The following is a 24,993-nucleotide window of genomic DNA, read 5'->3' on the forward strand; positions in this document are numbered from 1 at the left end:
ACGCTTGCTGTCGGCCTCACGAATTATCCAGGCTAGACCCCAGCGGAGGCGCAGCAGGGCAAAGACTCGATGGGAAAATTTCGCCATCTGATTGATCAATATGATTTCGGAACGGAACAAATTGTCCTGGCGCCAAAACTGGCTTTAGGGCGTTAAGAAGACCTGCACAGTTGCAAGGCGGAAGCGATCACCATGGAACCAGAGTCGAAACCTGCCGGATTTGAGAGCCATTGGGATTCGGAATGGTTCAAGCACAAGGCAGACGAGTGCCGTCGGATTGCCGGCATGCTGGGCGATCAGATGTCACAGCAGAGTTTGCTCAAGCTTGCCCAAAACTTCGAGGAGCAATCGCAGCATGCCAGGTTGCTGGCATCCCTTGCGGTGTCTAACAGGGTATCGCCGTAGGATTTCTGGCTTCTTGAAGGGTCCGTGTGCTGGCCATCAAGCGAATCAATGCTGATCCGTGTCATCGCCGGGGTAGTGATGCGATGAATGGAAAAGCGGGAGCCTTCGGGGTTTGGCGCTTTGGAAATTTGTAGAGCGTCAGCAACGCAGTATGGCTTTGGCCGACGTGCTGATCGATGGAATTGGCGCTCGGCCTTGCGATGATCGAGGCGCTGGGTTTTACTGTCCCTTGGCTAATGTGATGCCTAGCTGTTGACGCCATTCCCATCCCTCAGCAGCTTTGATCCTGTTGCGCAGAGGGGATGGATTCGCTGGCATGGCGTTGGACAGATGAGGCTTTTGTCCAGCTGCCATTCATACGTCATTGCAGAAAGCTGGTGGCGACCAGTCCTGTACCATTCTTGAGGCGGACCAACTAGTAGTTCATAGAACTCCAGCCTTCTGCTGCCAATCAGGCCGCGAGGCTGGTCACTCATGGCTGGTCCTAGGCCTCAGGCGGCAGCGGCCCAAGTATACCAAGCTCAGTCGCCTTGATCTGCAAGGCAAGATATTTGGAATTGATCCGGCATTGCGCCAAGCCGCCGGCGATGAACCAAAGGCCTTGCTGTGGGGTGCGCTTGAACATGTTGTTGAGGTCACCATCGGCACCGATGCCCCAGACGGGGCCGATGCGTTCGACCATGGCATCGCCCAGCGCACGCCGGACGAGTTCCTGCTGCGGATAATATCCGGTCGCCAGCACGATGAGATCCGCCGGAACCGTTGAGCCATCCTTCAGGAGGGCGCCCTCGGCCGTGAAGCTCTCGATGCGCTCGTACTGCAGCAGCCCCAGCTGGCCCTGGATCAGGAGGTCGGAGCTGCCCGCGTCGAGGTTATAGCCGCCACCTCGCCGGAAATACTTCATCTGATGGCCGGTCTCGTCCTCGCCAACGTCATGCTTGAAGCCGATACCCTTCAAGCCTTCGATCATCGCCTTGTCGAGCTCGAGCATCCGCTTCGTCACCGACTTGTAGCCCTTGATGACGAGGGGCGGCGTCGCGGAAGCGACGATCAGGTCGCAGTCCTCCAGTGATCCCCCTTCGTCCCAGATCGCCTCGTTGAGCCTGGCGCTGGGATCGATCGACACGACGGTGGTGGAGCCGCGCTGGATCAGCGTCGTGTTGACGCCGTGATTGTGGAGATCGAGCGCAATGTCATTGGCACTGCTGCCCGTACCCAGGATGAGCGCGTTCTTGCCGCGCCAGGCTGCGCCGCTGTCGAAGCCCTCGGAGTGGATGACCTGGCCCTTGAAGACATCAAGGCCGGGCAAGTCCGGCATCATGGGAAAGCTGCTGACGCCATTGGCAAAGACGAGGTGGCGGGGCCGCACGACGCGTTCGCTTCCGTCGCCACGCCGCAGCCAGGCGGTCCAGCATTTGGTCGCCTCATCCCAGGAGCCCCTGACGAATTCCGTCGCGGTCCAGCAGTTGATTTCCATCGCATCGGCGTAGAACTCGAACCAATTCCCCAGCATGTCCTTCGGGATGTATTTCGGCCAGGTCGGCGGAAATTCCATGTAGGGCAGGTGGTTCAGATGGATGGAGTTATGCAGCGCCAGGGAATGGTAGCGCTTCCTCCAGCTATCGCCGATGCGCGGCCACTGCTCGACCACCAGCGTATCCACGCCCAGCTGGTTGAGCCGGGCAGCGATCGACAATCCGGCCTGGGCAGCGCCGATCACCAGCACCGTCGGTTCCCGATCCTTGTAGGCAACGGCCTTGCGACGGACGTCCGCCCAGTTATCGCCGCCGAAGTTCCGCGAATAGGCGGCGCCGGTCGGCCGATTGCTGCCGATTTTCTCCTCATGGCCCGTCAGCGAATCCAGCACGGTGGACAAGAGCCAAGCTTTCATCGACCCGCTGCCGTCCGGTGCCGGAGACAGCCGGATCAGGCCAGCCCCTCGGCCTGCCGCGGTGGTAAACTCAAAAATGGCCTCGATGCTGTCGATGCCGAGCCGCTTCACCAGGCGGGGTGCCCTGCGTCCCTGCGGCAGGTGAAACCCATGGGCCGCGGTATGCGCCTGCTCCGCGACGATGCGGGCGGCGATGCCGTCCCGGCCCGCGACGGCGGTCATGTGCCAGGTGAAGGCAAGCACATCCCGCCAGTGAGAGTCGTCGTGGAACAGGCTCCCGATATGGGTGGCGTCGCGGGACGCTAGCGCCAGCTCGAAGGCATCGAGCCAGTCCTTCGCAGACCGCCGGGTCTGTTCCGCACGCTGGAATTCCAGGAGGGAGTGATCGAAATTGTCCATCGTCGCCTCGCCCCGAGGCCTTGGTGTCATGGCCTGCCCCGTGACGAATGATAGTCAGGGAGTTCGGGGTGCGTCCATCCGCCCATAGCCCACGGCGGGTGCTTGCCGTGTCGGGCGGGCGGCCGGGCCATGCCCTCTGCCAGGCCGATGGGCCGACAGGCTTGTTGCCGCCCTGCGCCTTGAAGTCGGTCTCAGGCCGAGGGCACTGGCTCTAGCGGGTCGATCGGGCCGGCGCTGACCACGCGATTCCGGCCCTTCTGCTTGGCCTCGTACAGCGCGCGGTCGGCGGCCTCGATCAATACCTCCGACCCCGGGGCGCCACGCCGCGCGGCGGGCAACATGGTGGCGACGCCGACGCTGACCGTGATGGCCGCGGTACCTGGTCCGGCCGCGATATGCGGCAGGCGCAGTGCCGCGACTTCCTGGCGCAGCCTTTCTGCCACGGCGAGGGCGCCCGGCAGGTCAGTTTCCGGCAGCAGCACGGCGAACTCCTCCCCGCCGTAGCGTGCCACCAAGTCACCGGCCCGGCGGATCGTGGCGCCAACGGTGGCGGCCACCACACGCAGGCAGGCATCACCGCCCTGATGTCCGTAGCGGTCGTTGAAGTCCTTGAAGCGGTCCACGTCGACCATGATGATCGACAGCGGCGCGCCGGCCAGCTGGCACCGTGTCCATTCACGCCCGATGGCCTCGTCGAAGGCGCGGCGGTTGGCCACGCCGGTCAGGCCATCCAGCCGGGCCAGGGCCGAGAGTTGGCTCTCCAGCGTCTTGCGCACCGTGACGTCTCGCGAGACCGCGACGAGGCCATCCAGCACCCCGGTGATTGGGTGGATGACGGTCCGCAGAACGGATTCCAGCCAGATCTCAGCCCCGTCGGCGCGCCAAGTCCGATAGGTGACCGTTTCCTCTTCGATCTCACGGCTGCGCAACCGGCCGACGGCGGTGATCAGCTGCGGCAGGTCCTCCGCGTGGATCTCCTCGGCGGCCGGCCGGCCGATCATCTGATCGGGGGGGCGGCCGGTGATCCGCTGCGCGGCCGGCGAGACGTAGCTGCGGATGCCATCCGGGCCGATCCGCGACACCATGTCGCCGGTATTCTCCGCCAGCAGGCGAAAGCTGGCCTCGCTTTCCCGCGCCGCCATTTCGGCCTTGAGGCGGCGGCCCAACTCCCGCCGCAACAGCAGGCCGGCGCCGACCAGCGAGGCGACCAGGATGAGCGTCGTGCCGCCGATCGCCAAGGAGCGGACCCGCCATTCCTCCTCGATTTCATCAATTGCAAGGCCCAGGCTGATGATCAGAGGCAGGGAGTCCAGCCGGCGGAACACGTAGAAGCGCTCGATCCGGTCGCGGCTCGAGACGCTGCGGTAGCTGCCTTCCGTGGCGGTCGGAATGGCGCGGAAGGCGGTGCCGCGGCTGAAGTCTCGGCCGATCGTGGTGTCCTGGTAGGGCAGCCGCATCAGCGCGATGCCGTCGTCGCGGAAGAGCGTGATGCGCGCGCCCTGTCCGAGCGTCAGGCTGCTGAAGATCTCGCGGAAATAGTCCAGCCTCACCATGGCGACCACAACCCCGCCGAAGCTGCCATCCGGCTTGCTCCAGGCATGGCTGAGACCGAGCAGCCATTGGTCGTCGATCGGGCCGAGGAATGGCTGGCTGACGAACAATCCGGCGCCCGGATGGGTCTGGTGGACCCGGAAGTAGTCGCGGTCGGCGAAGCTGCGCACGGCCCATTCGCCCTCATCCAGGGAGCGGAGGACCCTGCCGGCCTCATCGAGCACCAGGACATCGCCCAGGTAGGGCGCCATCGCCGAACGATCCAGCAACGGGCTGTGCAGGCTTTGCTTGAGCGGCGCGTCCGGCTCGGTGCTCAGCTGCTCGACCACGCCCTGCAGTCCGAGATCCAGGGTGCTGAGGGTGCGCAGGATGTCCTGGCCGACGGCGCGATTGAGGTTGGTCGCGGCGCTACGGGCATGCGCCCAGGTATCGCGGCGCAACTGAAGGATGACGGTGCCGGACAGGGCACACATGCCGATGCCGGCGAGCAGGCTCAGCACGACCGTCCAGCCGACTCGCGGCAGTCGCCATTTCGGTGACATCAAGGGGAGGGCGCTACGCTTAGTCTCAGACTGCGGACCCTGGGGAGACTCGCCAGGGTCCGGGCCGGCCTTGTCAGTGCGTCGCATCCCAATCGGGGGCAAGCCCCGCCGGCAGCCGCTCCAGCCCATAGATTCGGGTGGCCGTACCACGGAACAACGCGGCCTTCTCCGCCGCCCCGGCCCCCGCAGCCAGCCGCTTGAAGGCATTCCACAGCACCGGATAGCTGCACATGCCCTTGTCGACCGGGAAGTTGCTCTCGAACATGCAGCGGGCCGCGCCGAAGGCCTCGATGCAGGTCTCGATATAGGGCTTCCAGGCCTCGGCCAGTTGCGCGGAGCCTGGCGGCTCCGGCCGGTGGTGGAAGTCGAAGCCGTTCACCTGCATCGCCAGCCCGCCCAACTTCACCACCGTATTCGGCAGCGCGGCGAGTGCCAGCATGTCCCGCTTCCAGCCAGGGAAGACCTCCGCCCGCCTGCTCGCATAGGGCCCGACGCCAAGCGGTCCGCCGACATGGTCGACGACCAGCGTCAGCTCCGGCACCGCCCTGGCCAGCGCTGCCACCAGTGGCAACTGGGTATGGTAGGCCCAGACATCCAGCGTCAGCCCAAGCGCCGCCAGCCGCCTCGCCCCGGCGACGAAGGCCGGATGCTCCAGCGGCCCCGGCGGCGGGGTGACGAGGTTGGAGCGAACCTCGGGGGAGGCATTCCAGGCGGTGCGGTTCCGCACGCCCACAAAACGAGGCCCGGCTACGGCCTGGTGTGCCGCCAGCAGCGTTTCCACCCTGTCGCCGAGGGTCAGGTCGACCATGCCGATGATGCCGGCGCAGGCACGCGTTGAACCATACTTGCCGGTCGCGCTCTGTGCCGCCGCGCCGGTGACAAATTCGGTCTCGCCGAGCGGCTTCTCCTCCTCGGGCCCCGCGGCGCGGTACATGGCACCGCATTGCACGAAGATGGTCGCGCGGATGTCGTGGCCCGTTGCCGTATCCTGCAGCAGGTCATCGAGGAAGTAATGCTCCCCGGGATGGTCCCAGAGATGGTGGTGCGGGTCGACGATCGGCAACGCCGGCTCGAGGATCTCCTCCCGCAGCTGGTCCAGCCACGCCGGCCGGACCATCACCTGCCGAGAGGGTGTCAGCAGCGCATCGCTCACGCGACCTGGTCCGCCAGCTTGTCGAGGTGATAGGCGGTGTCGCCAAACATGTGCTCCACCACCATGACGCGGCGGAAGAAGTGGCCTACGGCATATTCCTCGGTCATGCCGATGCCGCCATGCAGCTGCACCGCATTCTGCGAGACGAAGCGCCCGGCCTGGCCGACGCCGACCTTGGCCATGGCGATGTTGCGGGCGCGCTCCTCGGCATCCGGCTCATCCACCATCATCGCCGCCAGCATGGCCATGGAGCGGCCCTGCTCCATCGCCACCAGCATCTCCGCGGCGCGATGCTGCAACGCCTGGTTCTCGCCGATCGGCTTGCCGAATTGCTGGCGGGTCTTGAGGTAGTCCAGCGTCATGGCCTGCATCGTCTCCATGGCGCCGATGACCTCGGCCCCGGTGGCGGCGATGCCGGCTTCCGTCACGCGGATGATGGTGCCGAGCGCCTGGTCCGGCTCGCCCAGCAGCGCATCCCGGCCGACCTGCACGCCGGAGAGCGAGATCTCCGCCGCCCGGGTGCCATCCCGCAGGGTATAACCGCGGCGGGCGACGCCCGAGGCATTGCCATCCACCAGGAACAGCGAGATGCCCCGCGCATCGTCCCGATTCCCCGCCGTGCGGGCACTGACCACAAGCTTGTCGGCGCAGTCGCCGTGAAGCACCACCGACTTGGCGCCTTCCAGGATGAAGCCGCCGGCATTCGGCTTCGCGGTGGTCAGCACGTCGGTCATGTCGTAGCGCGCCTGGCGCTCGCTGTGCGCGAAGGCCAGCTTGATCTCGCCGCTGGCGATGCCGGTCAGGATCTCATCCTGCTGCGCCGCCGACCCCGCCAGCTTGATGGCCGTCGCCCCCAGCACCACGGTCGCCAGGTAAGGCTCCAGCACCAGATGCCGGCCGAAGGCCTGCATCAGCAGCATGATGTCGACCGGCCCGCCGCCGAAGCCGCCGAAATCCTCGGCGATCGGCAGGCCAAGCAGGCCGAGCTCGGCATACTGGCCCCAGAGCTTCTCGCTCCAGCCCATCTCCGTCTTCAGCAGCGCCTTGCGCTGCTCGAAGCCGTATTCGTTGCCCAGCAGGCGGGTGACGCTGTCGGTCAGCAGGCGCTGGTCGTCGGTGAGATCGAAGTCCATTACAGCCCCAGCACCGCTTTGTTCAGGATGTTCTTCTGAATCTCGTTGGTGCCGCCATAGATCGAGGCGGCCCGCAGCATCAGGTAGGCCGGCGCCATCTGCGGCGCCCAGTCCGGCCCGATGGCGGGCTCGTTCGCCAGCGCCGCCAACTCCCGCTGCCAGACCGGCATCGCCTGTGGCCCGCCGACATCCATCACCAGTTCGGAACTGTTCTGCAGCAACTCGGTCCCCTTGATCTTGAGCACCGAGGAGATCGGGTCGGGCTTATTGCCCCCCGATTTCACATAGGCCGAAATGACCCGGAGCTGGGTGATCTCCAGCGCCTTCATGTCGATCTCGAGTTGGGCGACGCGGGTGCGAAAGGCGCGGTCCTCGATGAGGGGCTTGCCCCCCATGCGGACCTCGCGCGCCACCTCCTTGGCATAGCGCACCCGCTCCTTCGACTTGCCGAGGCGGGCGATGCCGGTGCGTTCGTTGCCCAGCAGGTACTTGGCGACCGACCAGCCCTTGTTCTCCTCGCCGACCAGGTTCTCCACCGGCACCTTCACATCGGTGAAGAAGACCTCGTTCAGGTGGTGGCTGCCGTCGATGGAGATGATCGGCCGGACCTCGATGCCCGGCGTCTTCATGTCGATCAGCAGGAAGGAGATGCCCTCCTGCCGCTTGCTGGCCTGCGGATTGGTCCGCACCAGGCAGAAGCACCAGTCCGCATTGTGTGCGGTACTGGTCCAGATCTTCTGGCCGTTGACGATGTAATGGTCGTCCTCCTTCTTTGCCGCCGTCCGCAGGCTGGCGAGGTCGGAGCCGGCGCCGGGTTCGGAGAAGCCCTGGCACCACCAATCGTCGAGGTTGGCGGCGCGCGGCAGGAAGCGTTCCTTCTGCGCCTGGGTGCCGAACTGCACCAGCACCGGGCCGAGCATGGTGATGTTGAAGGACAGCAATTCGGGGGCCGGGGCGGAGAGATTCTCTTCCAGGAAGATCATCCGCTGGATCGCGGTCCATCCCGGCCCGCCCCAATCCGCGGGCCAGGAGAAGGCGGCCCAGCCCTTGGCGTTCAGGATGCGCTGCCAGGCGATGGTGTCCTGCTTGCGCGGGGGATGGCCGAGCCGCATGCGCTCCTTGATCTCGCGCGGCAGGTTCTCGGCGATGAAGGTGCGGACTTCCTCGCGGAAGGCGACCTCCTCGGGGGTGAATCGCAGGTCCATGGCTCGTTGCTCCCTTTGGCGAGGATACTGGACCCGGCCGCCGGGTGCTGACAACCGCCACCGGGGAGTCCAGTCTCCGCCCCCCAAAGGGAGACGCTGCCATGAACCTCGACCCGCTTGAGACCCTCAGTCTGGAAACCCCGGCGCCGCATGTGCTGGTGGTCCGGCTGAACCGGCCGCAGGTCTCGAATGCGATGAATACCCAGATGGGCCTCGACCTCTATGCCATCTGGTCGCGGCTGTTCGAGGATGCCGGGGATATCCGCTGCGTGATCTTCGCCGCCGCCGGGGACCGCGCCTTCTGCGGCGGCGGCGACCTGAAGGAGCGCAACGGCATGTCCGACGATGCCTGGAAGCGCCAGCACGAGATCTTCGAGCGGGCCTTCTGGAAGCAGCTCGACTGCCCGATCCCGATCATCGCCGCGGTCAGCGGCCATGCCTTCGCCGGCGGGCTCGAGATGGTGCTGGCCAGCGACTTCGCCTATGGCGCCAGCACCGCCCGCTTCGCCCTGACGGAAGTGACCATCGGCATCATGCCCGGCGCCGGCGGCACCCAGACCCTGCCGCGGGTGGTCGGGGAGCGCCGGGCGAAGGAGATCATCCTCGCCGGCCGCCCCTTCACGGCCGAGCAGGCCCGGGACTGGGGCATCCTGAACCGGGTCTGCGAGCCGGGCGAGCTTTGGGCGGCGGTGATGAAGACGGCCATCGCCATCGCCGGCAACGCGCCGCTTTCGGTCCGCCAGGCAAAGAAATCCATCCATTTCGGGCTGCAGATGGACATCCGCACGGCGCTGCGCTTCGAGATCGAGGCCTACAACCACCTGGTCGGGACCGAGGACCGGATCGAGGGGATCAAGAGCTTCAACGAGAAGCGGAAGCCGGTCTTCAAGGGCAGGTAGGCGGCACGGATTGGTCCAAACGCAAGCCTCACGGAGACGGCATTCGATCAATGCAATCAGAAGTTGCATAAATCGTAACCCGTTCCGGTTTAAAACGTGAAGTCCGGCTTCGGTCTGCCGCCATTCCGGCCCGATGCTGAGGCTTCGCAAGAGGTATTTTAATGACGCTAGGGGATCAAGTGCCGGTTCAGGCGAGCGAGGAGCCGTCACGCAAGCCACTGGTCCTGGTGATCGAGGACGAGGTCCTCATCGCCATGCTGATGGAGCAGATCCTGATCGATGCCGGCTATGCGGTCGTCGCCGCCTTCACTGGGGAGGAGGCGCTCAGCAAGGCAACCTCGATCGACCGGATATCCCTGGTGGTCACCGACCTTCGCCTGGCCTACGGAATCGACGGGCGTTCCGTCCTGCGCGAACTCCGGGCCAACTGCCCGTCCCTGCCCGCGGTGGTGGTGACAGGCTTCGGCCAGTGGCTGCACGAGGCCGATCTGCGGGGTGTCGGCGGGCCGACCGCCCGGCTCATGAAGCCTTTCGTTGCCGAGGAATTGGTCGCTTGCGTGGCCGGGCTGCTGTCCGACCCCGCCGCGCGCCCGGATCGCCGCGACCGCCGGAGTCGGGCCAGCGACCCTCGCGACGCCTCGCCTTGAGGCACCCGCCGGGTCGCCTTGACTGAGGCCGGTCGCAACGAGGCGCGGGTGGTAAAGCCTGCGGCCTAGCTTGCCGCCAGAGCCGGCGCCTTTACCGCCGCCCGCACCGCCGGCAGGAGCCGCTGCCCGAAGTCGACCGCATCATCCAGCGGGTCGAAGCCGCGGATCAGGAACGTGGTCACCCCCAGCGCATGATAGGCGGCGAGGCTTTCCGCCACCTGTTCCGGCGTGCCGACCAACGCCGTGGTATTCGCTCCGGCGCCCACTGCCGCAGCGACCTCGGTCCAGAGCCGCTTGTCCTGGACCGGCCCCGCCGCGGCGGCCGCCAGCAGGCGCTGCGAGCCGACGCTCTCCGGCTTGGCGCTGCCGCTGCCGAAGCGCTCGCCCCGCAACTCCTTGATCCGCTCGATGATCCGCCGCGACCGCGCCCAGGCGGCTTCCTCGGTATCCCCGAGCACGGGCCGGAAGGACAGGCTGAAGCGGATGCTCGCCGGATCCCGCCCGGCCCGCGCCACGCTGGCCCGCACCCGGGCGATAGTGTCCCGCGCCTGATCCAGGGTTTCGCCCCAAAAGGCGTAGACATCGGCCTGCCGGCCCGAAATCTCGATGGCAACGTCGGAGGAGCCGCCGAAGAAGACGGGGATGTGCGGCTGCTGCAGCGGCTTCACGTCGGAGAAGGCGCCTTCCACGCGATAGTAGGTCCCGGCGTGATCGAAGGGCGCCGCGCTGGTCCAGACCCGCTTCAGCAGCGCGACATATTCCTCCGACCGGGCGTAGCGCTGATCGTGTGGCAGGAAGTCGCCGTCCTTCTGCTGCTCGGTCGTGCTGCCCCCGCTGATCACATGGATGGCCGCCCGCCCGCCGGACAGGTGATCGAAGGTGGCGAACTGCCGGGCGGCAACGGTCGGCGCGATGAAGCCCGGCCGATGCGCCACCATGAAGCCGATCCGGCTGGTCGCCGCCGCCGCTTGCCCCGCCACCAGCAGGGCATCCGGGGCGGTGCTGCCCCAGGCCACCAGGATGCGGTCGAAGCCCGCCGCCTCATGGGCCTGGGCGAAGCGGCGGATATAGTCGGGGTCGATCACCGGCCCGCTTGGCGGATGGATCTCGGACTGCGGGCGGTGCGAGATCATCCCGATGAATTCAAGCGGATGGGCCATTCGGCTTTGCCTCCCGTTACGAAATCCGCAGCCGGCGCAGGGCCCGGCCGACCGCGGCGTGGTCCTCCGCGATCCGCTGACCCACCGCCTCCGGCGTCATCGGCTCCACCGCCAGGCCAAGCCGGTGGAGCGCCGCTGCCACCTCGGGCTCGGCCAGCGCCTCATTGAACGCCTGGTTCAGCCGCGCGACAACCGTGGCCGGCGTGCCGGCCGGTGCGACCCAGCCGAACCAGCCGCTGCCCGGCCAACCGGCGCCCACGCCCTGTTCCTGCAGGATCGGCACCTCGGGGAAGGCATCCCAGCGGCTGGCCCCCACCGTCGCCAGCCCGCGCAGCTGCCCGGCCTCCACATAGAGCGCCGCCGCGGGGTCGATGAAGATGTGGCAGTCGCCGGTCAGGGTGCTGGTCGCCGCCGCGGCGCTGCCGGGGAAGGGAACATGCACCGCCTCGTAGCCGCCGGCATCGGCCAGCAGGGCCCCGCGCAGGTGGCTGACCGAGCCGATCCCCGGCGAGGCATAGTTCAACAGCCCCGGGTTCTTCCGGCCGAACTCGAACAGCTCCGCCAGGGTCTTCACCGGCAGGCTCGGGTTCACCGCGACGAGGCTATAGGCCTCGCCTGCCATGGCCACCGGCGCAAAGGATCTCAGCGGGTCATAGCCCACGCGGTTGAGGTGCGGCGCGATCGTCAGGTTCGAGGCCGAAGCATTCAGCAGGCTGTAGCCATCCGCCTTCGCGTCGGCCACGGCCCGGGCGCCGACGGCGCCACCGGCGCCCGCACGATTTTCCACCACCACCGGCTGACCCAGTCGTCTGGTCAGGGCCTGGGACATGGTGCGGGCGGTGTTGTCGTTGGTCGCGCCGGGCGGGTAGGGGCTGAACAGGCGGATCGGCCGGTCCGGATAGTCCTGCGCCCGGGCGGCGCGGAGGGCGGGAAGGCTCAGGGCGGCCGCGAGGACCGAACGGCGGGTGGCGCTCATCGCGCGATCTCCTTGGGAAAACTTGGTGCCACCGGCGGCCTGACCAGGCCGGTCAGGGCCAGCGCGCCAAGCAGCAGCGCCCAGACCAGCAGGGTGCGGAAGACGAGGTGGATCATCGCGGTTCGGGGACATGGCGGTTGCGGCGCTCCACCAGCCGGGCGACGCGGGCCGCCTCGGCCGGGTTGGGGAAACGGGCACCGTCGATGTCATCGACCACGGGGTCGGTGGCGACGAACCGCCAGGCGGCGGCATCCGAGATGGCGACGCCAAGGAAGCGGCCATCCACCTCGATCGGGCGTGACGTGAGCATGATTGATCTCTCCGGCCGCGGTCAGGCGGCGCGATTGCTGCGGGACGGGGACGGCGCGCGGCGCCGACAGCGCATCCCGCGACAGGCGGAGAGGTGGCGCTTTAGCGGTTGGTGACGCGGTGCAAGCTGCATGGTTCAAATCCCGCGGCGACGGGGCGGTATGCCCAATCGACGCCGTGATTTACCCCATGTGGAGCGTTGTTCGTCAAATTCAAACTCTCAAATGTAGTGCAATGCAGCTCCATCGGCTGCGCATGGGTGCTTATGTGCTATTTAAGATAGTTTAATATGCGCCGGCGGCTGGAGCGCGGGTTCGTCTCGCCGCCCTGGGCGCTTGCCGGACGCAGCCTGCCCGGTGCTCCCTCCGGCTTCGCGCCGCGGCGCCGATCAGGCGCGGATGAAGGGACACCCGCCGTCGGCGAGCGGGCGGAAGGCCTCCGTCGCCGGGGTGGTCGCCACCAGCTTCAGGTAGTCCCACGGCCCCTTGCTCTCGGCCGGCGTCTTGGCCTGGAACAAATAGACCGGGTGCAGCTTGCGGCCATCCACCCGTACGCTGCCGGGGCCGAAGGCGTCGTCGTCGGTCGGCAGCCGCTTCATCGCCTCCACAGCCTCGAGGCCGTTCGCCTTGGCTCGGGCCAAGCCGATGCTCTCCACCGCCTTCAAGTAGTGCAGCGCGCAGGAATAGGCCTGGAACTGCACGCTGTTGGGATAGTGGTTGTTCGCCATCTTGCCGCGGAGCCGCCCGGTCAGCGCTCGGGTCCGCTCGTTCAGGTCCCAGTAGGTGCTTTCCGTCATGGTCAGCCCCTGTGCCTGCACCAGGCCGAGCGTATGCACCTCGGCGATGAAGCCGATCATCGCTGCCACCCGGATCTTGCGCCCCTCCAGGCCGAACTCCTGGCCCTGCTTTACGCAATTGATCATGTCCGTCCCGGCATTGCAGAGCGCGATGACATCCGGCCGCAGCGAGGCCGCGGTAACCAAGAAGGAGGAGAAGTCCGTCGTCTGCGGGAAGGGATAGACGCTGGCCCCCACCACCTGCCCGCCATGCGCCTGGGCGATCCGCGTCACCTCCCGCTGCACCGAATGGCCGAAGGCATAGTCCGCGGTGATGCAGTAGAATCGCTTCGCCCCAGCCTTGGCCAGCGCCCCCGCGGTGCTGTTGGCATTGGCCCAGGCATCCGTCGTCCAGTGCACCATGTTGGGCGAGCAGCCCGGGCCGGTGAGATCACTCGATGCGCCGCCGCTGTTCAGGTGGACCTTGTTCTTCTCCCGCGCCATGGCGTTGATCGCCAGGGCGATGGCGCTGTTGTTCACCTCGAGGATGGCATCCACCCCCTGGTCGAACCATTGCCGGGCGATGTTGACGCCGACATCGGCCTTGTTCTGGTGGTCCGCCTGGATGATCTCGACGGCGAAGCCGCGGTTGCCGAAATCCTGCACCGCCTGCCGCGCGGTGACGACGCAATTCGGCCCGCTGATGTCGCGGTAGGGCCCCGACATGTCGGACAGGACGCCGATGCGAAGGGGGGCCGTCTGCGCCCGGACCGTACCGCCAAGAGCCGTGGCCGCCGTCAGCCCAAGGGCTGTCCGCCGAGAAAACTGCATGTAGGCCTCCCTGCCTCGTCCGGTCCGGGCAGGGCCCGCCGGCCCGCTTGGTGCGGGCCCCGACAGGCTAGGGGAGAACTTCGTCCTTGCGCAAACGGCTTGAGTGGCCTGGTCGGACGGCTAGACCTCGGCGTGCAGCAGCGCCCGCGCGGCATCGCCGGACCAGGCTTTTTCATAAAGGTGCAGCAGCCGGTCGGCCTGGGTGAGGCCGCTGGCGGCGATCTCGTGGAGCGGCGCGAGATAGACCTCCTCACCCAGGCCGCGGGCCTTCAGCCCGTCGCGGGCGATGGCCAGCACGTCCTGCGCCACGGCCTGCACGCTGCGGCCACGGATGCGGGCCTGCAGCGCCTGGCGCGGGGCGGCCAGCCGCAGGGCGCGGATATCCTCGAGCGTCCAGTCACGCACCAGCGCGGCCGCCGCTTTCTGCGCCGCGTCGTCGTAGATCAGCCCGACCCAGAAGGCCGGCTTGGCGACGATCATGCCGGGGCTGCCGGCATCCGATCCCCGCATCTCGAGGAAGCGCTTGAGGCGGACGTCGGTGAAGGCGGTGGTCACGTGGTCAGCGAAGTCGCCGATCGTGGCGCGCTGGCCCGGCAGGATATCGAGCCTGCCGGCCATGAAGTCGCGGAAGCTGCGGCCGGCGGCATCCAGCCACTGGCCGTCGCGCATCACGAAGTACATCGGCACGTCGAGCAGCCATTCGGCGAAGCGCTCGAAGCCGAAGCCCTGCTCGAAAACCACCGCAGGGATGCCGGTGCGGGCGGCGTCGGTATCGGTCCAGACCTGGCCGCGCATGCTGCGAAAGCCGTTCGGCCTGCCTTCGGTGAAAGGGGAATTGGCAAAGAGCGCGGTCGCGACCGGCTGCAGCGCGAGCGAGATGCGCAGCTTCTCGACCATGTCGGCCTCGTCGCCGAAGTCGAGGTTGGCCTGCACCGTGCAGGTCCGCTGCATCATGTCGAGGCCCATGCTGCCGACGGTCGGCATGTAGCGCCGCATGATGGCGTAGCGGCCCTTCGGCATCCAGGGCATCTGGGCGCGCGCATGGGTCGGGTGGAAACCCAGTGGGGCGAAGCCGATGCCCATCCCGGCCGTTACCGCATGGACTTCCCGCAGGTGGTCCTGCAGTTCCAGGTGGGTCGCGTGCAGGTCCGGCACGATGGCGCCGGAGAGTTCCAATTGCCCGGCCGGCTCCAGGCTGATGGAGGCGCCGCGGCGCTTCAGCCCGATCGGGTTGCCGGCATCGAGGATAGGCTCCCAGCCCTTCGCCGCCAGGCCATCGAGGATGGCGCGTATGCCGCCCGGACGGCCTTCGGATTCATAGGTCGGGCTGGCGAAACCGGTGCGGAAGAAGCCGAATTTCTCATGCTCGGTACCCATGCCCCAGTCGCCGCGTGGCTTGCTGCCGGCGGCGAACCATTCGGCCAGCTGCCGGGTGTCGGTGATCGGCGTCAGATCCGCTTCGCCGGGATTGGACATCCTGCCGCTTCCACCTGTCCGGGCTCGGGCGGGATGCCCGGCGCGATTACCACTGAGTTCCGGCGCGCCGTTGGGGGGCTTCGGCCGATCGAGTTCCTAACCGATAGAACGGCCGAGGTTTTCCGTCCAATCGCCGGCCAGGGCCTGAAGTACGGCAAGGCCGGCGACGGCCGCCGTTTCCGCCCGCAGGATGCGGGGGCCGAGGGCGACGCTCGAAACAAAGGGCCGCCGGGCCAAGTCGTCAAGCTCCCCCGGCTCGAACCCGCCCTCCGGCCCGACCAGCCAGGCCCAGCGGTCCAACGATCCGGCGGCGTGCAATGCGGCGGCCGTGCTGGCCAGCGGCGGCGCATCCCTGCGCTCCGCCCCGGCCAGCAAGGGGGTGCCATCCCAGGCGTCGAGCGCGGCGGAGAGGGCCAGCGGCTCGGCGATGCGGGGCAGGGTGAGGCGCTCGGACTGTTCGGCGGCTTCCTGGGCGATGGTGGCAAGGCGGGCGGTGTTCACCCGGCCGGCGACGCTGCGGCGGGTGAAGACCGGCTGGATCAGGCCGATGCCGAGCTCGGTCGCCTTCTCCACCACCCATTCCAGGGCATCCCGCTTCAGCGCGGCGACCAGCAGGCGGCAATCGGGCTGGGTCGCCTGCGGGCGGGTCTGCGCCTCGGGCCGCAGGGTGCAGCGGTCCTTCCGCAGGCTGGCGATGCTGGCCTGCCATTCGCCGTCGCGGCCATTGAACAGGACCACGGCATCGCCGGCGGCGCGGCGCATGACGCTGCCGAGGTAATGCGCCTGGCCGGGGGTGGCGGGGACGGCCTCTCCGGGCGAGAGCGGTTGGTCCAGGTAAAGCCGCGGGATGGACATGCGGCGGTTTCGCTGGAACAGAGGGCGGGTGCAAGGCTTCACCGACATCAAGGCGCGCGGCTGGGTCGCGCGGCTCCCCGCTTCCTGGCAGCCCTATGCGCTGCTTGCGCGGCTCGACCGACCCATCGGCGTCTGGCTGCTGGTGCTGCCGGGCTTCTGGGCCTTCGCGCTGGCGGCGCGGGACTGGGGGCAGGGGCTTTGGCTGGCGCTGCTGTTCGGGGTGGGGGCCACCGCCATGCGGGCGGCAGGCTGCGTGGTGAACGATCTCTGGGACCGCGACATCGACCGCCGGGTGGAGCGTACCCGCGGGCGGCCGCTGGCGGCGGGGACCGTGACGCCCTTTCAGGCGCTGGTCTTCCTCGCGGGCCTCTGCCTGGTGGGGCTGCTGGTGCTGGGGCAGCTGAACTGGACGGCGATCTGGCTGGGCGTCGCCTCGCTGGTGCCGATCCTGCTCTATCCACTGGCCAAGCGGGTGACCAACTGGCCGCAGGCGATGCTGGGGCTGACCTTCTCCTGGGCGGCGCCGGAAGGGATCGCCGCCGCAACCGGGGAGGTCGGCCTGCTGGCAGTGGTGCTCTGGGCGGCCGGGTTCCTCTGGATTCTCGGCTACGACACGATCTATGCGCATCAGGACCGGGCGGACGACGCCATGGTCGGCATCGGCAGCACGGCGCTGCACTGGGGGGAGCGGACGCGGCCTTTCCTGGCCGCCTGCTATGCCGGGGTGGTGGCGCTGCTGCTGGCGGCCGGGGTGATGGCGGGGCTGTCCTGGCTCTTCCTGCCGGCGATGCTGCTGCCGGCGGCGCTGCTGGCGCGGCAGGTGGTGACGCTCGATATCCACGACCCCGCGCGCTGCCTCCGGCTGTTCCAGGCAAACCGGGAGGTCGGCCTGGCGGTGACGCTGGCCTTCCTGGCCGGGCGGTTGTGACGGCCGAGGCCGAGGATTTCCTGCGGGCGCATACCGCCATAGCCCGGCCGGCGCTGGTGCCGGAGATCCTGCTGCATCTGGCGACCGAGATCACCCCGATTTGGCAGGCGACCGAGGCCTGGCTGGCCGAGGAAGGCATCGAGCCGCCCTTCTGGGCCTTCGCTTGGCCCGGCGGCATCGCCACCGCGCGGCTGCTGCTGGACGAGCCCGGGCGGGTACGGGGCCTGCGGGTGCTGGATTTCGCCGCCGGCGGCGGCATCGCCGCCATCGCCGCCGCCATGGCCGGAGCAGCCAGCGTGGAGGCTGCCGAGATCGACCCGCTGGCGATCGCCGCCACGCGCCTGAACGCGGCGTTGAACGGCGTGGCGGTGGCGACGCTGGAGGGCGACGTGGTGGGCGCGCCCTGCCGCTGGGACGTGATCCTCGCCGGGGACGTCTGCTACGAGGCGCCGATGACCGGGCACATCCTGCCCTGGCTGCGGCGGATGGCGGCGGCGGGCGCCATGGTGCTGCTGGCCGATCCCGGCCGGGCCTACCTGCCGCGGGAGGGGCTGGAGGTGGTGTACCGGCTGGAGGTGCCTACCACGCGCGAGCTGGAGGACCGGGACGCGAGGGCGGTAACGATCTTTCGCCTGCTGCCCTGAAACCGCCATGCCGGGGCGGCAGGCTGCGCCGCATGCGGGCTCTTCTGCTCCTCCTCCTCGGTTCGGTCCTGGCCCTGCCCGCGGCGGCGCAGACCGAGCGGCGCTACGACGCCCAGGGCCACAACGCGGGCCGGGCGGAGACCCGGGGAGATACCACCCGCTACTACGATGCGCAGGGCCGTAGCGCGGGCCGGGCCGAGCAGCGCGGCGATACCACCCGCTACTACGACGCCGCGGGGCGCAACACCGGCCGCAGCGAGGCGGGGCGGTACTATGACGCGCAGGGGCGCAGCACCGGGCGGGTCGAGAGCCGCGACGAGACGAGCCGGGCCTATGATGCCCAGGGCCGCAGCACCGGCCGCAGCGAGACCCGCGGGGATACCACGCGCTTCTACGATGCCCAGGGCCGGGCCACCGGGCGTGTCGAACGGCGGTAGCTAGCCCGTCTTATTCACTGGGCATGGGGATATCGGCTGGCGGATGTAGCGTAAGCGGCTGATTGCGTTTACGGATTTGGGTGTCGAGACCAAGCCGTCCCACCCTCAGGCTGTGCCACACCCGCCATGGACGACGATACGACCGAGCCGTTCGGTTTTCCAGCCGTTGGCCGCAAGAAGCTCACCGCCGCCTTTGATGGCGGGCGGCTGACTTCGGACGGCGGGGTGATGCTGCTGGCCGCGGCAGAGCGCCGCCTCGGCCTTTGCGATCGGCTGGCCGCGCTGATCGCCGATCCGCGCGACCCGTCGCGGGTGGTCCACCCTGTGGCCGACATCCTGCGGGCCCGCATCCTGGCGATCGCCTGCGGCTACGAGGATGCCGACGACCTCGACCATCTGCGGCACGATCCTGGCTTCAAGCTGGCGTGCGGGCGGCTGCCGGACAGCGGCCGCGACCTGTGTTCGCAGCCGACCATGTCGCGCTGGGAGAATGCGCCCTCCCTGCGCGAGGTGATCCGACTGATGCGGGCCATGGTCGACCTCTACTGCGCCAGCTATCCCCGGCCGCCTGCCGCGGTGACGCTCGACATCGACGACACCGTCGACGTGGTGCATGGGCACCAGCAGCTGTCGCTGTTCAACGGCCACTACGACGAGCGCTGCTTCCTGCCGATCCATGTCTACGACACCGCGACCTGCCGCCCGGTGGCGGTGCTGCTGCGGCCGGGCAAGACCCCCTCCGGTATCGAGGTCCGGGGCCATTTGCGCCGCCTGGTGCGGCAACTCCGCCAGCACTGGCCGCAGACCCGCATCACGCTCCGCGGCGATGGCCACTACGGCCGCCCTGAGGTGATGGCCTTCTGCGAGGCCGCGGGCATCGACTATGTCTTCGGCTTGCCGACCAACGCCACCCTGCGCGGCCTGGTCGAGGCCGCCGCCGATGATGTCCGGGTGCGGCGGGCCGAGGACGACGCCCCGGTGCTGCGCCGCTATGGCGAAACCCGCTATGGCGCCCGATCGTGGGCCAGGGAGCGCCGGGTCGTCGCCCGCATCGAGGCCAGCACCCTGGGCCTCGACATCCGCTTCGTGGTGACCAGCTTTGGCCAGGGCAACGCCGAATGGGTCTACGACAGCCTCTATTGCGCCCGGGGCCAGGCGGAGAACCTGATCAAGCTGCACAAGACCCAACTCGCCTCCGACCGGACCAGTTGCCGTTCGCCCTTGGCCAACCAGGTCCGCCTCGTGCTGCACACCGCCGCCTATTGGCTGATGCTGGGCCTGCGCGAGCGCATCCCGAAACCGCATCCACTCGCCAGCGCCGAGTTCGCCACCCTGCGGCGACACCTGCTCAAGATCGCCGGGCGGATCATCGAAACCACCAGCCGCATTCGCATCGCCTTCGCCGCCGCCTGCCCGCAGGCGGTGCTGTTCCGCGGCATCGCCCGCAGCTTCCACCCAGCAGGGCCATAACCAAAGGGGCCGATGCCAGGCCGAACCCGCCACACCCCAAACCCCAACGCCGCATCGCCAAGCCGACCAACGTCACCACCGGCGAATGGAAGCCCATGCCAGAAAGCCAAATCAGCCCGACAGGGCCCGCTCAAGCAGACACCGGTGAATAGGACGGGCTAGCGCGTCGCCTCCCTGAGGAAGCGGATCAGCGCCGCCATCTCGTCCGCATTGCCCAGTGTCTGCACCGGCATGCGGGTGCCGGGCGTGACCACGTCGGGGCCGCGGGTGAAGAGGTCGGCCACCGTTTCCGGGGTCCAGACGATGTCGCCCTGCGCGAGGCGCGGGGAATAGGCATAGCCGGGCAGGCTGCCCATGCGCCGGCCGAACAGGCCCTGCAGGTGCGGCCCGGCCATGGCTTGGGCCTCGGCGGTCAAGGCGTGGCAGGCGGCGCAGGCGCGGAAGGCGGCAGGCGCGGCGGGGGCCGCCATGGCGTTGGCGAGCGGGCCCAGCGGGGTGCCGGTCGCCACGTCCCAACGGCGGACCAGCCGGTCCTGGCCGCCGGTCCAGAGGGTTCGCCCATCAGCCGCGAAGGCGAGGGACCAGACGGGCGAGCCGGGGCCGTCCAGCGTCCCGCGCAGCCGGTCCTCGGACCATAGGGTGACGCTGCCGCCGAGCGAGGCGGCGGCGATGGTGGCACCATCCGCGGTGGCGGCCAGGGCAACCAGGGGAAGGGTGCCGGCGGTGAGCACCTGGAGGGTGCCATCCGCCCCGATGCGCCGCAGGGCGCCGTCGGCACCGGCGGCAGCGAGGCCATCGGGCAGGGCGAGCAGCGCGTTCCGCGGCACGCCGAATCCGGCCAAGGTCCGCGAGCCCTGGGCATCCCAGAGGCGGATGGTACCGTCGTAGCCGGCGCTGACCCAGCCGCGGGGGGTCCAGGTAACGGCATTCACCGGCCCCCGGTGGCCTTCCAGCACCCGGGAGGTGCCACCGGGGGACCAGAGGCGGAGGGTTGCATCCCAGCCGGCGCTGGCCAGGGTGCCATCGGGGCCGGCGGCCAGGGCGGCGATGGGGGCGGTATGGCCCTCCAGCACGCGAGCCGGGGCATCGCCGCTGCCGGCCGGCCAGAGGGCGATGCGGGCATCCTCTCCGGCGCTGGCAAGGGTGCCGTCAGGCAAGGTGGCCAGGGCGTTCACCGCCCCGGCATGCCAGCGGATGACACGGCGGGCGGTGGCCGTGGGGGGATCCCAGAGGATGATGGCTTGGTCGAAGCCGGCCGAGGCCAGCAAAGGCCCAAGTGGTGCCAGGGCACGTACCGGGCCGCCGTGACCCGCGAGGTCCTGCGCCGGGAGGGTGCGGGGCAGCAGCAGAAGGAGCAACAGCAGCAGGCGCATGCTCCGCCATGTGGCGACCTGGGCGGCCAGCGCCAGGGAGGTCAGGCGGTGATGCCGCCATCGACATGGATCACCTGGCCGGTGATGTAGCCGGCGGCGGGGGAGGCGAGGAAGGCGATGGCCGCGGCCACGTCCTCCGGCGTGCCGAGGCGGCGTAGCGGGATGCGGGCAATGCGTTCGGCGAAGGCCGCGGGGTCCAGCGCGGCATGGGCGCCGGGGTCCTTGCGGGTGAAGCCGGGGGCGACAGCATTCACGGTGATGGCGGGCGACCATTCGAGCGCCAGGGCCTTCACCAACGCCTCCATCGCCGCCTTGGCCGCGGCGGAGGCGGGGAAGACCGGGGTACCGAGCTGGAAGACATGGGCGACGAAGGAGGAGACGGCGATCAGCCGCGGGTCCTGCCCAGCGGCCAGATGGGGATGCGCGGCGCGGGCCAGCCGCAGCAGGGCGAAGGCAATCGCATCGTGGCTGGCGGCGAAGGCCGGGTCGGTGAGGCTGGCCAGCGGCGTGCGGTCGGCGAAGCCGGCGTTGGAGACGAGAACGTCGAGACCGCCGAGGGCCTCGGCCGCCTCCGCGACCAGGCGGGCGGGGGCCGCGGGCTCGGCGAGGTCGGCGAGCAGGACATGGGCGGTGGCGCCGGCGGCGCGGGCGGCGGCGGCGACGCGCTCGGCGCCGTCGCGGTTCTTCCGGGTGTGGACGGCGATGCTGACGCCGGGGCCGGCAACGGCGCGGACCACGGCGGCGCCGATGCCGCTGGCGGCGCCGGTGATGAGGTAATGCCGCTGTGCCATGATGCCTCTCCCACGTTTGCGGGGCGGATCATGCGGTGGGCGGGGCGGCTGGGGAAGGCTTCGGCCCGATGACCTCCGAGGTAATCGGGTTCCCGCGCGCCCCGCGCTAGGCTACCCGCCATGGCCCAAGCTCTGCCCCCCATCCCCATTGAAGCCCCGATCGGCGCCCTGCTGCGCGCCTGGCGGCAGCGGCGGCGGCGCAGCCAACTCGACCTCGCCCTCGATGCCGAGGTCTCGCAGCGGCATCTGTCCTTCGTCGAGAGTGGCCGGGCGGCGCCGAGCCGGGCGATGGTGCTGCGCCTGGCCGCGCAGCTGGAGGTGCCCTTGCGGGAGCAGAATGCGCTGCTGCTGGCGGCCGGCTTCGCCCCGCCGCATGCCGAGCGGCCGCTGGACGACCCGGGGATGGCGGCGGCGCGGGGCGCGGTCGAGCTGATCCTGGCGGCGCAGGTGCCGAACCCGGCGCTGGCGGTGGACCGGCACTGGCATCTGGTGGCGGCGAATGCGGCCGTCGCGCCGCTACTGGCGGGGGTGGCGGCGCGGCTGCTGGCGCCGCCGGTCAACGTCATGCGGCTGGCGCTGCACCCGGCGGGGCTGGCGCCGCGGATCGCCAACCTGGCGGAATGGCGGGCGCATCTGCTGGAGCGGCTGCGGCGGCAGGTGGCGGCGAGCGCCGACCCGGTGCTGGCGGCGCTGCTGGCCGAGCTGGCGGCGCTGGAGGCACCGGATGGCGCCGGCGGCCCGCACCAGCCGGGCGGCATCCTGGTGCCGCTGGAGCTGGAGACAGCCGAGGGGCGGCTGTCCCTGATCTCGACCACCACGGTCTTCGGCACGCCGGCGGAGGTGACGCTCTCGGAGCTGGCGATCGAGTCCTTCTACCCGGCGGATGCGGCGACGGCCGAGCGGCTGCGCCGGCTGGTGCCCCCCATTGCATGAGGGGATGGGCGACCGCATCCTCCGGCCGGAACAACCAGGGGGAAGCGACGTGGTGCTGACGGTGCTGGAGCCCGAGGGGCTGTATCCGGATACGGGTCCCGAGCAGGAGATCCTCGGCCCGGGGGTGCGGATGCTCCAGGGCCATGCGAAGACCAGCCTGGCGGAATTGCCGGATGCGCTCTGCGCTGAGGTCGATGGGCTGATGACGCTCCGCATGTGGGTGCCGGCAGAGCAGATCGCCCGTTTTCCGAAGCTGAAGGTCATCGTCCGCATGGGCGTCGGCTATGACCGGGTGGACCGGGCGGCGGCGGCGGCGCGCGGCATTACGGTCTGCAACCTGCCGGACTACGGCACACAGGAGGTTGCCGAATTTGCGGTGCTGCTGGCGGTCTCGCTGCGGCGCGGGCTGATCCTGTACCACGATACCCAGCGCGGCCCTTCCCCGGCGCCCTGGGCGGTGATGCCCTCCACCATCGTGCGACGGCAGGAGGTGCAGACTTTCGGCATCCTCGGCCTCGGCCGGATCGGCGTGGCAGCGGCGCTGCGGGCCAAGGCCTTTGGCTACAAGGTGGTCTTCTACGATCCGAACCAGCCGAACGGCTGGGACCGGGCAGTCGGCATCGGCCGGGCGCGGAGCACGGACGAGCTGCTGGCGCAATCCGACGTGCTGTCGATCCACTGCCCGCTGACGCGGGCGACACGCGGGCTGATCGGGGAGCGGGAGCTGCGGCTGCTGCCGAAGGGCGCAGTCGTCATCAATACCGCGCGCGGGCCGATCCTCGACATCGATGCGCTGGAGCGCTGCCTGCGCGACGACCACTTGGCCGGGGCGGGTCTGGATGTCATCCCGGAGGAGCCGCCGGTGGAGCCGATCCCGGGCCTGCTGCGGGCCTACCGCGACCAGGAGGACTGGCTGCGCGGGCGGGTGGTGATCACCCCGCACATCGCCTTCCATTCGCCCGAGGCCTGGCGCGACATCCGCATCAAGAGCATCGAGACGATGCGGGACGTACTGGTCGAAGGGCGGCGGACCAACGTGATCCCGCCCGAGTCCGACTGAGGCACCGGCTTGCCTCGGACATGCGGATAACCGGACCAGCAGGGCCAGCGCATGGCCGACAGGATGGCCGCCATGTTCCGGCGGGTCGAGGCGGTGGAACATGAGCCGGCGCAGGTTGCAGCCGAATGGCGCCACGAGGCGGCGGCAGCGGCGCGGGGACGGGTTGCCGGCATGTCGAAGTAGCTCCGGGTCGAGCAGCGGCGGCTGCGGCGCCGCCTGCTCGGACATATCCGCAGCATCGGCGCGCTGTACTGCCTGACCGCGCCCTTGATCCATGCGCTGGTCCTGCCGCTGGTGCTGGTCGACCTCTTCACCACGCTTTACCAACGCGTCTGTTTTCCGGTCTATGGCATCGGCCGGGTACGGCGGGACGATTACGTCATCATCGACCGGCACCTGCTCAGCTATCTCAACCTGCTGGAGAAATTGAATTGCGTTTATTGCGGCTATGCCCGGGAGGTCGCTAGCTGGACCGAGCAGTATTTTTGCCCGATCAAGCATGCGGTGATGGCGGCTGGGGCGCATGAGCGCACCGCCCGCTTCGTCGACTATGGCGTTGCCGAGGGCTTCCGCCGCGAGGCCGGGAGCGCTGCGCAGGGCGTTGTGCAAGACCTGCGGCAAGGGCGGTGGATCGCACCAGCGTGAACGCCTGAAGTGGCCCACGCGACGAGGCAACAGGCGCCCAGGACCCACCCCAGGTGAAGGCTGCCGCATGGGCCGTGTCGCGGGCGGCGAATAGCGGCCGCCGCCGCGGCTTCCGCATCGGGCCATCAAGCCCATGCGGGATGTCCAAGTCCAAGTCCCGCGGATCGGTAAGTTCGCACCGGGTCCGAATTTGAATCCGTGCTGTGCCGGTGCAGGCGCGGGAGGCGGCTGGCAGCATCGAGTACGAAATCTTGGCTTGCGGCTGCCGGCCGCATGGAAGCTTTCTGGGGCGGCTCGTTTTCGGTTGAGCATAATGTGGGTTTCAACAATAAAATTACTTAAGAAAGTATCAATCCAAGTTTTTGTTGGCACAAAATCAGTATCAACAGTATCCGGAAGAAAAATTACTTTGCGGTATGACAGAACCTGACCCAGACTTGGGTGTTTCATTGGCTCGCCACACATAATACTAAATCTCGCTGATCAGAACCGATGGGCCCAGTCG

24 protein-coding genes are annotated in these 24,993 nt (G+C 68.8%); 11 read left to right on the plus strand and 13 right to left on the minus strand.

What is annotated here, in order from left to right; all coding sequences use genetic code 11:
- Positions 1 to 192: 192 nt before the first annotated feature.
- Complete coding sequence (locus QWZ14_RS30970; protein ID WP_290320944.1) at positions 193 to 405, plus strand: hypothetical protein; 213 nt, start codon at positions 193 to 195, stop codon at positions 403 to 405.
- Between the two features lie 484 nt (positions 406 to 889).
- Here the strand turns inward: QWZ14_RS30970 and QWZ14_RS30975 are convergent, their stop codons facing one another.
- The 5 genes from QWZ14_RS30975 to QWZ14_RS30995 all read right to left on the minus strand — a co-directional run bounded on the left by QWZ14_RS30975 (position 890) and on the right by QWZ14_RS30995 (position 8,279).
- Entirely contained in the window at positions 890 to 2,695 is a 1,806-nt protein-coding gene (locus QWZ14_RS30975) for a flavin-containing monooxygenase (RefSeq protein WP_290320945.1), read from the minus strand.
- Positions 2,696 to 2,886: 191 nt separating this feature from the next.
- On the minus strand, positions 2,887 to 4,746 hold the full coding sequence (locus tag QWZ14_RS30980; RefSeq protein WP_290320946.1) for a diguanylate cyclase: 1,860 nt from the start codon (positions 4,744 to 4,746) through the stop codon (positions 2,887 to 2,889).
- Positions 4,747 to 4,861: 115 nt separating this feature from the next.
- On the minus strand, positions 4,862 to 5,941 hold the full coding sequence (locus QWZ14_RS30985) for an amidohydrolase family protein (RefSeq protein ID WP_290320947.1): 1,080 nt from the start codon (positions 5,939 to 5,941) through the stop codon (positions 4,862 to 4,864).
- Positions 5,938 to 7,074: an acyl-CoA dehydrogenase family protein gene (locus QWZ14_RS30990; protein ID WP_290320948.1), complete on the minus strand. Its 1,137-nt coding sequence runs from the start codon at positions 7,072 to 7,074 to the stop codon at positions 5,938 to 5,940. The genes QWZ14_RS30985 and QWZ14_RS30990 overlap by 4 nt, the downstream gene beginning before the upstream one ends.
- Positions 7,074 to 8,279: an acyl-CoA dehydrogenase family protein gene (locus tag QWZ14_RS30995; protein WP_290320949.1), complete on the minus strand. Its 1,206-nt coding sequence runs from the start codon at positions 8,277 to 8,279 to the stop codon at positions 7,074 to 7,076. Before QWZ14_RS30995 ends, QWZ14_RS30990 begins: the two co-directional genes overlap by 1 nt.
- A 101-nt stretch (positions 8,280 to 8,380) precedes the next feature.
- On the opposite strand from QWZ14_RS30995, the gene QWZ14_RS31000 reads away from it, so the two are divergent.
- Both QWZ14_RS31000 and QWZ14_RS31005 read left to right on the plus strand, forming a co-directional pair.
- Entirely contained in the window at positions 8,381 to 9,178 is a 798-nt protein-coding gene (locus QWZ14_RS31000) for an enoyl-CoA hydratase/isomerase family protein (RefSeq protein ID WP_290320950.1), read from the plus strand.
- Between the two features lie 161 nt (positions 9,179 to 9,339).
- Positions 9,340 to 9,825 (plus strand): response regulator transcription factor, encoded by a 486-nt coding sequence (locus tag QWZ14_RS31005; RefSeq protein ID WP_290320951.1) that lies wholly within the window; start codon positions 9,340 to 9,342, stop codon positions 9,823 to 9,825.
- Positions 9,826 to 9,890: 65 nt separating this feature from the next.
- Here the strand turns inward: QWZ14_RS31005 and QWZ14_RS31010 are convergent, their stop codons facing one another.
- The 6 genes from QWZ14_RS31010 to QWZ14_RS31035 all read right to left on the minus strand — a co-directional run bounded on the left by QWZ14_RS31010 (position 9,891) and on the right by QWZ14_RS31035 (position 16,207).
- Positions 9,891 to 10,985, minus strand: a complete 1,095-nt coding sequence (locus tag QWZ14_RS31010) for an LLM class flavin-dependent oxidoreductase (protein WP_290320952.1) — start codon at positions 10,983 to 10,985, stop codon at positions 9,891 to 9,893.
- Between the two features lie 16 nt (positions 10,986 to 11,001).
- Positions 11,002 to 11,961: a Bug family tripartite tricarboxylate transporter substrate binding protein gene (locus QWZ14_RS31015; RefSeq protein ID WP_290320953.1), complete on the minus strand. Its 960-nt coding sequence runs from the start codon at positions 11,959 to 11,961 to the stop codon at positions 11,002 to 11,004.
- A gap of 112 nt (positions 11,962 to 12,073) precedes the next feature.
- Positions 12,074 to 12,271, minus strand: a complete 198-nt coding sequence (locus QWZ14_RS31020; RefSeq protein WP_290320954.1) for a hypothetical protein — start codon at positions 12,269 to 12,271, stop codon at positions 12,074 to 12,076.
- 387 nt (positions 12,272 to 12,658) lie between these two features.
- Positions 12,659 to 13,876: an ABC transporter substrate-binding protein gene (locus tag QWZ14_RS31025; RefSeq protein WP_290320955.1), complete on the minus strand. Its 1,218-nt coding sequence runs from the start codon at positions 13,874 to 13,876 to the stop codon at positions 12,659 to 12,661.
- 120 nt (positions 13,877 to 13,996) lie between these two features.
- The gene (locus QWZ14_RS31030) at positions 13,997 to 15,352 is read right to left on the minus strand and encodes a glutamate--cysteine ligase (protein ID WP_290320956.1); all 1,356 of its coding nucleotides are present in this window, start codon (positions 15,350 to 15,352) and stop codon (positions 13,997 to 13,999) included.
- Between the two features lie 96 nt (positions 15,353 to 15,448).
- Complete coding sequence (locus QWZ14_RS31035; RefSeq protein ID WP_290320957.1) at positions 15,449 to 16,207, minus strand: 16S rRNA (uracil(1498)-N(3))-methyltransferase; 759 nt, start codon at positions 16,205 to 16,207, stop codon at positions 15,449 to 15,451.
- Here QWZ14_RS31035 and ubiA point away from each other — a divergent pair.
- The 4 genes from ubiA to QWZ14_RS31055 all read left to right on the plus strand — a co-directional run bounded on the left by ubiA (position 16,200) and on the right by QWZ14_RS31055 (position 19,686).
- Positions 16,200 to 17,135: a 4-hydroxybenzoate octaprenyltransferase gene (gene ubiA / locus QWZ14_RS31040; protein WP_408903758.1), complete on the plus strand. Its 936-nt coding sequence runs from the start codon at positions 16,200 to 16,202 to the stop codon at positions 17,133 to 17,135. The two genes, QWZ14_RS31035 and ubiA, sit on opposite strands and share 8 nt — an antisense overlap.
- Positions 17,132 to 17,779, plus strand: coding sequence for a class I SAM-dependent methyltransferase (locus QWZ14_RS31045; protein ID WP_290320959.1), 648 nt, complete (start codon positions 17,132 to 17,134; stop codon positions 17,777 to 17,779). Before ubiA ends, QWZ14_RS31045 begins: the two co-directional genes overlap by 4 nt.
- A gap of 32 nt (positions 17,780 to 17,811) precedes the next feature.
- Positions 17,812 to 18,216 (plus strand): type IV secretion protein Rhs, encoded by a 405-nt coding sequence (locus tag QWZ14_RS31050; RefSeq protein ID WP_290320960.1) that lies wholly within the window; start codon positions 17,812 to 17,814, stop codon positions 18,214 to 18,216.
- Between the two features lie 126 nt (positions 18,217 to 18,342).
- A complete protein-coding gene (locus tag QWZ14_RS31055; RefSeq protein WP_290320961.1) occupies positions 18,343 to 19,686 on the plus strand; it encodes an IS1380 family transposase in 1,344 nt (447 codons plus the stop codon).
- A gap of 158 nt (positions 19,687 to 19,844) precedes the next feature.
- Here QWZ14_RS31055 and QWZ14_RS31060 read toward each other — a convergent pair whose 3' ends face one another.
- Together QWZ14_RS31060 and QWZ14_RS31065 are read right to left on the minus strand one after the other, a co-directional pair.
- Positions 19,845 to 21,059, minus strand: a complete 1,215-nt coding sequence (locus tag QWZ14_RS31060; protein ID WP_290320962.1) for a c-type cytochrome — start codon at positions 21,057 to 21,059, stop codon at positions 19,845 to 19,847.
- 41 nt (positions 21,060 to 21,100) lie between these two features.
- The gene (locus tag QWZ14_RS31065) at positions 21,101 to 21,850 is read right to left on the minus strand and encodes an SDR family NAD(P)-dependent oxidoreductase (protein ID WP_290320963.1); all 750 of its coding nucleotides are present in this window, start codon (positions 21,848 to 21,850) and stop codon (positions 21,101 to 21,103) included.
- A 120-nt stretch (positions 21,851 to 21,970) separates the two neighbouring features.
- Here QWZ14_RS31065 and QWZ14_RS31070 point away from each other — a divergent pair, with 120 nt between their 5' ends.
- The 4 genes from QWZ14_RS31070 (at position 21,971) to QWZ14_RS31085 (ending at position 24,488) form a co-directional block, all read left to right on the plus strand.
- Positions 21,971 to 22,783: a helix-turn-helix transcriptional regulator gene (locus QWZ14_RS31070; protein WP_290320964.1), complete on the plus strand. Its 813-nt coding sequence runs from the start codon at positions 21,971 to 21,973 to the stop codon at positions 22,781 to 22,783.
- A gap of 4 nt (positions 22,784 to 22,787) precedes the next feature.
- Positions 22,788 to 23,843: a C-terminal binding protein gene (locus QWZ14_RS31075; RefSeq protein WP_290320965.1), complete on the plus strand. Its 1,056-nt coding sequence runs from the start codon at positions 22,788 to 22,790 to the stop codon at positions 23,841 to 23,843.
- A gap of 51 nt (positions 23,844 to 23,894) precedes the next feature.
- A complete protein-coding gene (locus QWZ14_RS31080) occupies positions 23,895 to 24,026 on the plus strand; it encodes a hypothetical protein (RefSeq protein ID WP_290320966.1) in 132 nt (43 codons plus the stop codon).
- Between the two features lie 84 nt (positions 24,027 to 24,110).
- The gene (locus QWZ14_RS31085) at positions 24,111 to 24,488 is read left to right on the plus strand and encodes a hypothetical protein (RefSeq protein WP_290320967.1); all 378 of its coding nucleotides are present in this window, start codon (positions 24,111 to 24,113) and stop codon (positions 24,486 to 24,488) included.
- The last annotated feature ends 505 nt before the right edge of the window (positions 24,489 to 24,993 follow it).

This window comes from Paeniroseomonas aquatica (assembly GCF_030409335.1).
Taxonomy (GTDB): domain Bacteria; phylum Pseudomonadota; class Alphaproteobacteria; order Acetobacterales; family Acetobacteraceae; genus Belnapia; species Belnapia aquatica.

What these genes read in the sequence shown, in the direction of transcription:
- QWZ14_RS31080 (WP_290320966.1), top strand. Translation starts at nt 23,895, where the DNA reads ATGGCCGACAGGATGGCCGCCATGTTCCGGCGGGTCGAGGCGGTGGAA.
- QWZ14_RS31035 (WP_290320957.1), bottom strand. Translation starts at nt 16,207, where the DNA reads ATGTCCATCCCGCGGCTTTACCTGGACCAACCGCTCTCGCCCGGAGAG.
- ubiA (WP_408903758.1), top strand. Translation starts at nt 16,200, where the DNA reads ATGGACATGCGGCGGTTTCGCTGGAACAGAGGGCGGGTGCAAGGCTTC.
- QWZ14_RS30970 (WP_290320944.1), top strand. Translation starts at nt 193, where the DNA reads ATGGAACCAGAGTCGAAACCTGCCGGATTTGAGAGCCATTGGGATTCG.
- QWZ14_RS31005 (WP_290320951.1), top strand. Translation starts at nt 9,340, where the DNA reads ATGACGCTAGGGGATCAAGTGCCGGTTCAGGCGAGCGAGGAGCCGTCA.
- QWZ14_RS31060 (WP_290320962.1), bottom strand. Translation starts at nt 21,059, where the DNA reads ATGCGCCTGCTGCTGTTGCTCCTTCTGCTGCTGCCCCGCACCCTCCCG.
- QWZ14_RS31050 (WP_290320960.1), top strand. Translation starts at nt 17,812, where the DNA reads ATGCGGGCTCTTCTGCTCCTCCTCCTCGGTTCGGTCCTGGCCCTGCCC.
- QWZ14_RS31020 (WP_290320954.1), bottom strand. Translation starts at nt 12,271, where the DNA reads ATGCTCACGTCACGCCCGATCGAGGTGGATGGCCGCTTCCTTGGCGTC.
- QWZ14_RS30995 (WP_290320949.1), bottom strand. Translation starts at nt 8,279, where the DNA reads ATGGACCTGCGATTCACCCCCGAGGAGGTCGCCTTCCGCGAGGAAGTC.
- QWZ14_RS31055 (WP_290320961.1), top strand. Translation starts at nt 18,343, where the DNA reads ATGGACGACGATACGACCGAGCCGTTCGGTTTTCCAGCCGTTGGCCGC.
- QWZ14_RS31030 (WP_290320956.1), bottom strand. Translation starts at nt 15,352, where the DNA reads ATGTCCAATCCCGGCGAAGCGGATCTGACGCCGATCACCGACACCCGG.
- QWZ14_RS31015 (WP_290320953.1), bottom strand. Translation starts at nt 11,961, where the DNA reads ATGAGCGCCACCCGCCGTTCGGTCCTCGCGGCCGCCCTGAGCCTTCCC.
- QWZ14_RS31075 (WP_290320965.1), top strand. Translation starts at nt 22,788, where the DNA reads ATGGGCGACCGCATCCTCCGGCCGGAACAACCAGGGGGAAGCGACGTG.
- QWZ14_RS30990 (WP_290320948.1), bottom strand. Translation starts at nt 7,074, where the DNA reads ATGGACTTCGATCTCACCGACGACCAGCGCCTGCTGACCGACAGCGTC.
- QWZ14_RS31000 (WP_290320950.1), top strand. Translation starts at nt 8,381, where the DNA reads ATGAACCTCGACCCGCTTGAGACCCTCAGTCTGGAAACCCCGGCGCCG.
- QWZ14_RS31070 (WP_290320964.1), top strand. Translation starts at nt 21,971, where the DNA reads ATGGCCCAAGCTCTGCCCCCCATCCCCATTGAAGCCCCGATCGGCGCC.
- QWZ14_RS31065 (WP_290320963.1), bottom strand. Translation starts at nt 21,850, where the DNA reads ATGGCACAGCGGCATTACCTCATCACCGGCGCCGCCAGCGGCATCGGC.
- QWZ14_RS31010 (WP_290320952.1), bottom strand. Translation starts at nt 10,985, where the DNA reads ATGGCCCATCCGCTTGAATTCATCGGGATGATCTCGCACCGCCCGCAG.
- QWZ14_RS31025 (WP_290320955.1), bottom strand. Translation starts at nt 13,876, where the DNA reads ATGCAGTTTTCTCGGCGGACAGCCCTTGGGCTGACGGCGGCCACGGCT.
- QWZ14_RS30975 (WP_290320945.1), bottom strand. Translation starts at nt 2,695, where the DNA reads ATGGACAATTTCGATCACTCCCTCCTGGAATTCCAGCGTGCGGAACAG.